The organism is Pontibacter rugosus, from assembly GCF_042678745.1.
Taxonomy (GTDB): domain Bacteria; phylum Bacteroidota; class Bacteroidia; order Cytophagales; family Hymenobacteraceae; genus Pontibacter; species Pontibacter rugosus.
Window position 1 is genome coordinate 1 of sequence record NZ_JBHTLD010000201.1, and the last position, 8,843, is coordinate 8,843.

The window sequence follows — 8,843 nt, forward strand, 5'->3', positions numbered from 1 at the left end:
ATATAAATCATACATAGTACAGAACCTACTCACAGCCATAGCCTTACCTTCTATCTTACCTTTACCCACCTAGCAGCAAACTCTTTTAAAACACTTGCTTTACTAGCTGTAAAAAGCTTGTTATTTCATCATCTGCGGAATATGAAAATCTTTTTTAACTTTGGCTCTTATGAAAGCATTAGAAGGAAAAGTAGCCCTGGTAACCGGGGCATCCAAAGGAATAGGCCGTGCCATCGCACAGAAATTTGTGGAGATGGGCGCACAGGTGGCATTCACCTACTTGTCTAGCGTAGAAAAAGGGCAGCAACTAGAGCAGGAACTCTCTGCTGACGGCGGCAAAGTAAAAGGCTACCGCTCCGATGCCTCTGACTATACACAAGCCGAGCAGCTGGTAGAAGATGTGGTGAAAGAGTTCGGCAAAATAGATGTAGTGGTAAACAACGCCGGCATCACGCGCGACGGCCTGCTGATGCGCATGAACGAAGAGCAGTGGGATGCCGTGATGAACGTGAACCTGAAGTCTGTTTTTGCGGTAACCAAAGCAGCTACCAAGCACATGATGCGCGCCAAAAGCGGCTCTATCATCAACATTACTTCCGTGGTAGGTATCAAAGGCAATGCCGGACAGGCCAACTATGCAGCTTCTAAGGCTGGTATCATCGGGTTCACCAAGTCTGTAGCGCTGGAGCTTGGCTCTCGCAACATCCGCAGCAACGCCATTGCCCCAGGCTTTATCGAAACAGAAATGACTGGCGAGCTAGATCAGAAAGTGGTGGACGAATGGCGTAAGGCTATTCCGCTGCGCCGTGGCGGCTCACCGGAAGATGTAGCCAACGCTGCCGTTTTCCTGGCCTCTGACCAATCTGCCTACATTTCAGGCCAGGTACTACAGGTAGACGGCGGAATGCTAACTTAATTGAGTTCTGAGTCACGAAGTACGGGTTCCGAGTTATTATTCACAACTCAGAACTCTGAACTCTAAAAATGGCCCAGTGCTGCTGCGTTTACGTTAGTAGCATTGGGCTTTTTGTTTTATCTTTAGTTTTGTGATCTATGCCTAAGGTTAAAGCCTGTGCTACTGCTTACCTATACACAGAAGCACGAGTGAACGCCTACGCCAAGATGACTGTACCCATACTTGAAGTATAGGCGTAAAGCCAAATTTAAATTTCACAAATCATAACGCTCTAAACCGCTAACGTCATTTGTTTTCCCTCCGCCTGATAACAACCGCCTCACCCTGGCTTATACTTGCTTGTTTAGCTACTGGTGCCTTGTATGCATGGCTGCTGTATAGCAAGAAAGCCCCTTGGCCGAAGCCGATCAATTATGCGCTGGCTACGCTGCGCTTTGTGGTGGTAAGTATACTTTGCTTTCTGTTGATGGGGCCGTTGATTCGTTATGTAGCCAACACTACAGTAGCTCCTACCATTGTGTTTGCGGTGGATAACTCACAGTCGGTAGAGCTGTTTTCTGACTCTGCTCAGCTCCGCGCCGTACAGCAGGGCCTGCAACAGGTACGCGAAAGGCTGGAAGAGCAGGGATATCAAACAGCCGTCCAAACCCTGAACCCGGAGCAAGCGGCACCGCGCCTGAATGATATAACCTACAGAGCCGAAACCACCAACCTAAGCCAATTGCTGCAGCAAGTGCAGGAAAGGCATGCAGAGCAAAACATGGCGGGTGTTGTGCTGCTCTCTGATGGCATTGCAAACCAGGGCACCTCCCCCACCTACGCCAACTACAGCTATACTTTGTATCCTGTGGCCGTGGGAGATACCGTTCCGAAGCAGGATGTGCTGGTAGCCTCGCTTCGCTACAACAAAGTAAACTACAGCGGCAATCGCTTTCCGATAGAAGTAGAGCTGCAGCACCAGGGCTTTGGCGGCAGAAGAGCCACCGTTATACTTCAGGAAAACGGCAAGACAATCGCCAGCAGAAATGTGTTGTTTGATGATAAGAAACCCATACAGCAGGTGCCGTTTCAGGTGCTGGCAAGTGGCTTGGGCAAGCGCCATTACGTAGTGCAGGTGCAACCGGTAGCAGGTGAGTTCACCACCCTCAACAATACCAAGCATGCTTACATTGATGTGGTGAAGGGCAAGATAAAAGTTTTGATTGCCGCAGCCGCTCCACACCCTGATATCAAAGCTATTCGCACGGCTATAGAGTCAAATGAAAATTACGAAACCACGCTCTTCATACCAGGGTTGAACGAGCTGAAACAACAGGAGTATGATGTAGCGGTGATGCATCAGCTGCCGGGCCGTGTGACAGGCGGCGAAGTAGCGACAAACCTGGTGCGCCAGAAAAACCTGCCAGCGCTTTACATACTCGGGCCACAGTCAGATATGCCGAATTTTAATCGCCTGAACGCAGGTGTTAACGTGATTACTACAGGCCAGACCGACGAGGTTACTGCTGTGGCTAATTCTAATTTCTCTACCTTTCAGCTACCTGAAAACGCGACAGAACGCTTACCCGAATACCCTCCGGCACGCGTACCTTTTGGTGAGGTACGGGTTGCTCCTAACACCGAAGTTATACTTTACCAGCAGGTTGGCCGTGTGCGTACGAACAAACCCCTGCTCGCAGTTCAAACCTCCGGCGATAAGCGTAATGCAGTATTATTAGCATCCGGCACCTGGCAATGGCGGCTTCAGGAGGCTGCCAATAACCAACAGCCACAGGTTTATAACCAGCTTATCACAAACCTGGTGCAGTTGCTAAGCGCTCCGCGTAACAAGAAACGTCTGAACGTGTATCCAGTGCAAACAGAATACACCAGCTCCGACGAAATCCGCTTCAACGCTGAGGCCTATAACGAAGCATTGGAGCCAATTTACGGACAGAACATCAACCTAAAAGTAGCCGGAGAAGGCGGAGAAGCGAGAACCTTTACTTTTGCCAACGGCGAAAACCAGAGCGGCGTCAACATCGGCACCTTGCCCGGCGGGCGCTACACCTATACAGCCAGCGCAAGTATAAACGGCTCGCAGCAGCAGGACAAGGGAGAGTTTGTAGTAGAAGAATTACAGCTGGAGGCGCTGAACGCAGTTGCAGACCATAACCTGCTCTTCCAACTGGCTAGCAACACTGGCTCAAGGTTATACTTCCCGCAGCAACTACAGCAGCTGGAGCAGGATATTTTACAGGCCGACTACAAACCTGTTATCTATAGCCAGGAAGAACTAAGTGATGTGGTGGATTTAAAGTGGCTGTTTTTCTTGCTGCTAGGATTGATTTGTGCGGAGTGGTTTGTACGCAAGTATAACGGCAGCTACTAGTTAAGTATAACACAAGTATAGCTTATGCTTGTGTTATACTTACGTTACTGAGCCATCTACCATTTAAGTATTCGTTGCACGTTAGCACAAGCGTATTTGCTACAACACCAAAGCTTACATCTGACAAACACACTTTCTGCCTAACCAATGATTTCCCCCACTATTCTAACCACTAATCGCCTGTTGCTTCGGGAAATAACACCTGCGCTGTTCAACCAACTCTTCCTTGCAAAAACAAAACAGGAGATTATGGACTACCTGTACCTGAAGAACGATGATGAATTTGAGGAGATGGAGGAGCGCTATGTGAAAGGTATCACCACTTACTACACAGATTTTAAAGGTTTTTATCTGCTGGATAAGGAAACAAACAAGGTAATCGGCCGCTGCGACTACCATACCTGGGTGCCAGGCCACCGGCGCGCAGAGATTGGTTATACCATCATGAACGAGCAGTATAAAAATAAGGGCCTGATGAAGGAAGCCTTGGAACGTATACTTACCTTTGGCTTTGAGCAAATGAACTTATACCGGGTAGAGGCATTGGTCTCTCCTGCCAATACACCTTCGTTGCAGCTAGTGGAGCACTTTGGCTTTAAGCGGGAAGGCTTGCTGCGCAACAATTACATGCAGAAAGGCGTGCTGGAAGACTCTATTCTTTTTTCGCTTCTGAAGCCGGAGTTTGAAGAGTGGCAGGGTATAAAAATGGTTTAAGAAAGGCTCATTCATACTTCTAAATTTATCTGTTTTGAAATACATCATCGTTAATAAACCCTTCGAAGTACTCACGCAGTTTACCGACGAGGCCGGCCGCACCACTTTAAAAGACTATGTTGATGTACCGGGCGTATACCCTGTGGGCCGCCTTGACTACGACAGTGAAGGTATGGTTTTGCTCACCGATGACAAAACCATGCAGCACCGCCTCTCCGATCCTAAATTCAAAGTAGAGAAAACATACATGGTGCAGGTAGATGATGTGCCGAGCGACGAAGCGATTACAAGGCTGCGCCTGGGAGTGCAGATAAAAGGGACTAAAACAGCACCCGCCAAGGTGCGCCTGCTGGAAGAGGCTCCGCAGGTCTGGGAGCGTGCTACCCCTATCCGATTCCGTAAGAACATCCCTACCTCCTGGCTGGAAATAAAGATTTCGCAGGGCATGAACCGCCAGGTGCGCCGCATGACTGCAGCGGTTGGATACCCTACGCTGCGCCTCATCCGCTCTGCTATTGGCCCGTTAAACTTAGGAGATTTACAGCCGGGCGAGTACCGCGAACTATCTCCTGAAGAAGTAAAACAGCTAAAAGACATTGCGGCAAAAAGTAGTGCCGGAAATAGCAAGAATGTCAGCAGCTCCGCTACCCGTAATACCAGCATTGGCAGTAGCAAAGGCAAGCGCCCGGGCGGCAAAGGCGGTTTCAGAAAACAGATAAATTAACAGGCCTTGCTTTGCTTTGATCGCCAGGCAGTTTACAGAATGAGGGAACAGCTTCATTAAGCTACTTCTGTAAAATGCGCTGAGGTGTCAAATTATTGCTGAAGAAGCAAAAAATCTAATACCAAAAGCAACCATTTGCCTCTTTTGCCTATCTCTTGGGTATAGATGACCATCTAACACCCAAAGCTATGCCCTACTCAACTGCCACACAGGTGCCAGCGCTGGAAACGCTGCTAGACCTGCGAAGTGAAATCAGAACGAAAGTACTGAGTGCCACCTATGATTTTTACTTGCCTGAGGCTACGGAGCAAGCGCTGCTTCAGCATAAAATTGCTGTAAATAGCAAATGGCACAGGCTTTTATACCTGCTTTCTTTTGCTGCTGCCATCTTGTTTATAGTAGCTTCTTTTGGGATTGCCCTTTATGCTAATTCCAGTTTTTGGCTGCTAAGTATACTGCTTGGGCTTGTAACCTTTAGCCTGACGCTGCAAACGCTATTGCTGCGCCAGAAGATTGAGCAGCAGCAAAACAAGCTTTTCCTGTTGCAGCTTGATGAACAGCTGGCGCAGGTAGAACGCTTGGCTATGTTTAGGCAAGCCTTAGGCTAAGTCAAACAGTACCGCCTACACCCTTGAGCAATTCCAGGCCCTGGCTCCAGTGGCCATAACCGGAAGCGCTGTTTATGTGACCCGCCATCCCTATATTTACGTAGCGGCTACCCCACACCTCTGCCAGTTGCTGCGCTCTTTGTGCTGTCATGTATTCGTCGTTGCTGCTGCTCACTACAATACTCGGGAAAGGCAAGCGAGACAGCGGCACAGGTGCGAATCCAGTACAACCTGCCGGAAAATCAGGGGCCTCTGTGTCTGCCGGAGCTACCAGCAAAGCGCCTTTTATTTTCGGTTTATACTTCTGCGCCCAAAAAGCTACCGTTATACAAGCCAGGCTATGCGCTACTAACACTACCTCCTCTGGCTTATTCTCCATGATTTGGGTGTGCAGAGCCTCTACCCACTCCTCCCGGTCCGGGGTATCCCAATCGCGCTGCTGCACGCGTTTAAAAGCAGGGTACTGCTGCTGCCATAAAGTTTGCCAATGTTGTGGCCCGGAGTCGCCCAGGCCTGGTACAAGTATAAGGGTGCTGTGTTTCATAGGTATAAAATAACCAGGCGCTGCTGGTTCTGCTAAATCTAACTGTAGGTACCTGCTATGGCAGCCTGAGGCCTTCGCCACAAACCAACCGCAGGAATGCAACTGATGTGGTAGCCGCTAAAACTCAATACCCGCTGAAATAGAAAAGGCTCTACCTTTACCTTCGGAGTTGTTATCATTAAACAGGCTCGTCAGGTAGTGATGGTACAGCAGGTCGAGGCGCAACATCCATACTTCAAAACCAGCTCCGCCATTTAACGCAAACTGTGCATTGTGCAGGTCGCTCCTGCCAATACCGAGGTTGTTATCCGCTACGTTAACGATATAAGAAACAGACGGGCCAGCCATAAAACGTATCCTGGAAGCGACTTTGCCATCATAGCTCGTCCGGAAACCAACTAGCACAGGTACACGCAGGTAGCGCACGGTCAGGGCATCACGCTCACCGGCTCTTGGTTGGTTTTGTGTGATCAGGTGCGTTTTATAGTTCACAAAGTTGAGTTCCGGCTGTATGAAGAACCGCTCACCGATTCTGCCATATATGCCAAACTCTGTCGCAATGCCAGTATCATCATCTACCACCAGTGCATCGTTGCTCAGGCTGTAAAAGTTTATACCCACCTTGGCACCAAGAGTTAAATCAGACCTATCCTGCGCAAGCGCAGAAAAACTGCCTAAAAGAAGCAAAGCGTAAATAAAAGCAGATTTCATGGCAGTATGTATTAGAGATGGGTACAGCTTTATAAACAATAGCTGCTATTCATTCATACTACTTCTGTGCATGCTTTGTTCAACTTCCTGAACAGGCACAATTGCAAGTATGAGCCTAAAATTTTACCTTGGCTATAGGTAAGCTACCATTCTATGAAAACACACCCTTTTACCCTGCAATGGCAGGTGACACCAGCTATACACGTGCGGGAGGCCTCTCCTGCTGATGCTCCGGCCCTTTATCACCTGATTAACCGTGACCGCGCTTACCTGCGTGAGTGGCTGCCTTTCGTTGACATGAGCCAGTCAGCAGCTGATACAGAGGCTTACCTTCGCTATGTAAGTGCTGATGGGAACACGTCTGATCTGGTATTTGTGATCTTATACAAAGAAGAACTTGCCGGACTTATTGGCTATAAGGGTATAGACAGGCTAAACAAGAAGCTGGAAATAGGCTATTGGCTTGCCGAACCGCAACAAGGCAAAGGCATTATGCGCCGTAGCTGCCAAACTTTATTACGTCATGCCTTTGATACACTTAATATGAACCGCATTGAGTTGCGGGTTGGCGTAGGCAACACACGCAGCAGCAATATTCCGCAAAAACTTGGCTTTACACTAGAAGGCATCCAACGCCAGGGGGAGTTTCTGAACGGAAGCTTTCACGACCTGGAGGTCTACAGCCTGCTCAAAATTGAATTTAAAAGCTAAAAGTCAGATATGCCTGTGGCTCTTCTGCTTGGGTAACAGCATCTTTTCAGTTCAATAGCTATTACTATTCATAGAAAAATATATATTTGTTAAGAAAGTGCGGCGGCTCCGCTAATACACCCGGACTGTCGAAGAACATCATTACCCCTAACCATGAAAAAAATAAAACTTGCTGCACTCGCACTTGTGTGTGGCTCTATCGTTACTGCCTCTGCACAAGACCTCAGCAGTATCACACAAGACAAAACCACCCGCATTGTATCAACTTTAAGTGCTGATAATATGGAGGGCCGCGCCTCTTTTACACCGGGTATAGAAAAAGCCGCACAGTTTATTCAAAATGAGTTTCAACGCATCGGCCTGAAGCCTGTACCCGGCGAAGACGACCTGATGCAGTCCTTTATGATGTACCGGGTTTCTCCGGTAGAAAAAGAGGTAAAACTGAACGGTAAGGACATAAAGCCTGAAAACGTATTCGCCATAACAGACAAGAAAGAGTTGGAATGGAAACAGAAGGGCAAACAAAAGGTAGTCACCATTGGTGAAAACGACAATTTCAGAACAAGCTTAGGCGAACTCAACAACCAGCAGCAGGATGTGCTGGTGCTGGTACACCCGAAGCATGAAGAGATTTTTAAACGCTACCAGCACTACCTGCGCGAAGGCAGCGTGAAGCAAAAGCTTGGTGAAAGCAGCAGCAAAGTGTTTGTGCTTACCGACCAGGCAGCTGCTAAAAAGTATAAGCTGGAAGTTGAGAATAAGATAGAGAAGCTGCAGCTTACCAACGTGGCCGGCATGATAGAGGGCAAGCGCAAAAATGAGTACGTGGTATTCTCTGGCCACTACGACCACATTGGCATACAGACAGCCGTAGACGGCGACAGCATAGCCAACGGTGCCGACGATGATGCAGCCGGAACCACTGCTATGATGATGTTAGCGGATTATTACAAGCAACAACCGCAGCCAGAGCGTTCACTTATTTTTGTTGCTTTTGCTGCCGAAGAAATTGGTGGCTTCGGTTCTAAGTACTTCTCAGAGCAGCTAAACCCTGACCAGATCGTGGCAATGTTTAACATCGAGATGGTAGGCAAGCCCTCTAAGTTTGGCCCCAACAGCGCCTACCTTACCGGCTTCGAGCGCTCTGACCTTGGCCCGCTGATGCAGAAGCGACTACAAGGCACGACTTACAGCATTCACCCGGACCCATACCCGGAGCAAAACCTGTTCTACCGCTCCGACAATGCCACGCTGGCCCGCCTAGGCGTTCCGGCCCATACTATCTCATCGGTGCAAATTGACCAGGATAAAACCTACCACACCGTAAAAGACGAGCTGGAGCAACTCGACATGGCTCACCTCACCAACATGATCAAAGCCATTGCCCTTGCTTCGCAGGGAGTAGTCAATGGCGAAGATACGCCTACGCGTGTGGATAAATCGCAGGTGAAGTAGACCGCGAAGTCTATTCGGTTTATCTGTTGGTATCGACAGATAAGCCGAATGTGGATTCCTTTCATAATATAAAGGGTATTGAAAACAAA

9 protein-coding genes are annotated in these 8,843 nt (G+C 48.6%); 7 read left to right on the plus strand and 2 right to left on the minus strand.

The features are described 5' to 3' along the window. Positions 1-169: 169 nt before the first annotated feature. From fabG to ACFQ2O_RS17455, 5 genes are all read left to right on the plus strand, one after another. Positions 170-916 carry a 3-oxoacyl-[acyl-carrier-protein] reductase gene (gene fabG, locus ACFQ2O_RS17435; RefSeq protein ID WP_377530747.1) on the plus strand — a complete coding sequence of 249 codons (747 nt, stop codon included), beginning with the start codon at positions 170-172 and terminating at the stop codon, positions 914-916. Positions 917-1,205: 289 nt separating this feature from the next. Continuing rightward, a complete protein-coding gene (locus ACFQ2O_RS17440) occupies positions 1,206-3,287 on the plus strand; it encodes a vWA domain-containing protein (protein ID WP_377530751.1) in 2,082 nt (693 codons plus the stop codon). A 147-nt stretch (positions 3,288-3,434) separates the two neighbouring features. Beyond that, positions 3,435-4,001, plus strand: coding sequence for a GNAT family N-acetyltransferase (locus ACFQ2O_RS17445; protein ID WP_377530754.1), 567 nt, complete (start codon positions 3,435-3,437; stop codon positions 3,999-4,001). Between the two features lie 34 nt (positions 4,002-4,035). Next, a complete protein-coding gene (locus tag ACFQ2O_RS17450; protein ID WP_377530758.1) occupies positions 4,036-4,725 on the plus strand; it encodes a pseudouridine synthase in 690 nt (229 codons plus the stop codon). A gap of 188 nt (positions 4,726-4,913) precedes the next feature. Further along, positions 4,914-5,333 carry a hypothetical protein gene (locus tag ACFQ2O_RS17455; protein WP_377530760.1) on the plus strand — a complete coding sequence of 140 codons (420 nt, stop codon included), beginning with the start codon at positions 4,914-4,916 and terminating at the stop codon, positions 5,331-5,333. A gap of 1 nt (position 5,334) precedes the next feature. Here the strand turns inward: ACFQ2O_RS17455 and ACFQ2O_RS17460 are convergent, their stop codons facing one another. Both ACFQ2O_RS17460 and ACFQ2O_RS17465 read right to left on the minus strand, forming a co-directional pair. Then, the gene (locus ACFQ2O_RS17460) at positions 5,335-5,877 is read right to left on the minus strand and encodes an RBBP9/YdeN family alpha/beta hydrolase (RefSeq protein WP_377530762.1); all 543 of its coding nucleotides are present in this window, start codon (positions 5,875-5,877) and stop codon (positions 5,335-5,337) included. Between the two features lie 117 nt (positions 5,878-5,994). Continuing rightward, positions 5,995-6,588, minus strand: coding sequence for an outer membrane beta-barrel protein (locus ACFQ2O_RS17465; RefSeq protein WP_377530765.1), 594 nt, complete (start codon positions 6,586-6,588; stop codon positions 5,995-5,997). 153 nt (positions 6,589-6,741) lie between these two features. Here ACFQ2O_RS17465 and ACFQ2O_RS17470 point away from each other — a divergent pair, with 153 nt between their 5' ends. Both ACFQ2O_RS17470 and ACFQ2O_RS17475 read left to right on the plus strand, forming a co-directional pair. After that, positions 6,742-7,299, plus strand: coding sequence for a GNAT family N-acetyltransferase (locus ACFQ2O_RS17470; protein ID WP_377530769.1), 558 nt, complete (start codon positions 6,742-6,744; stop codon positions 7,297-7,299). Positions 7,300-7,452: 153 nt separating this feature from the next. Next, positions 7,453-8,754: a M20/M25/M40 family metallo-hydrolase gene (locus ACFQ2O_RS17475; RefSeq protein ID WP_377530773.1), complete on the plus strand. Its 1,302-nt coding sequence runs from the start codon at positions 7,453-7,455 to the stop codon at positions 8,752-8,754. Positions 8,755-8,843 lie beyond the last annotated feature (89 nt).

Bases quoted from the DNA above. Each gene is read 5' to 3' on its own strand.
- ACFQ2O_RS17445 (WP_377530754.1), top strand. From the start codon at position 3,435: ATGATTTCCCCCACTATTCTAACCACTAATCGCCTGTTGCTTCGGGAA.
- ACFQ2O_RS17460 (WP_377530762.1), bottom strand. From the start codon at position 5,877: ATGAAACACAGCACCCTTATACTTGTACCAGGCCTGGGCGACTCCGGG.
- ACFQ2O_RS17465 (WP_377530765.1), bottom strand. From the start codon at position 6,588: ATGAAATCTGCTTTTATTTACGCTTTGCTTCTTTTAGGCAGTTTTTCT.
- ACFQ2O_RS17475 (WP_377530773.1), top strand. From the start codon at position 7,453: ATGAAAAAAATAAAACTTGCTGCACTCGCACTTGTGTGTGGCTCTATC.
- ACFQ2O_RS17470 (WP_377530769.1), top strand. From the start codon at position 6,742: ATGAAAACACACCCTTTTACCCTGCAATGGCAGGTGACACCAGCTATA.
- ACFQ2O_RS17455 (WP_377530760.1), top strand. From the start codon at position 4,914: ATGCCCTACTCAACTGCCACACAGGTGCCAGCGCTGGAAACGCTGCTA.
- fabG (WP_377530747.1), top strand. From the start codon at position 170: ATGAAAGCATTAGAAGGAAAAGTAGCCCTGGTAACCGGGGCATCCAAA.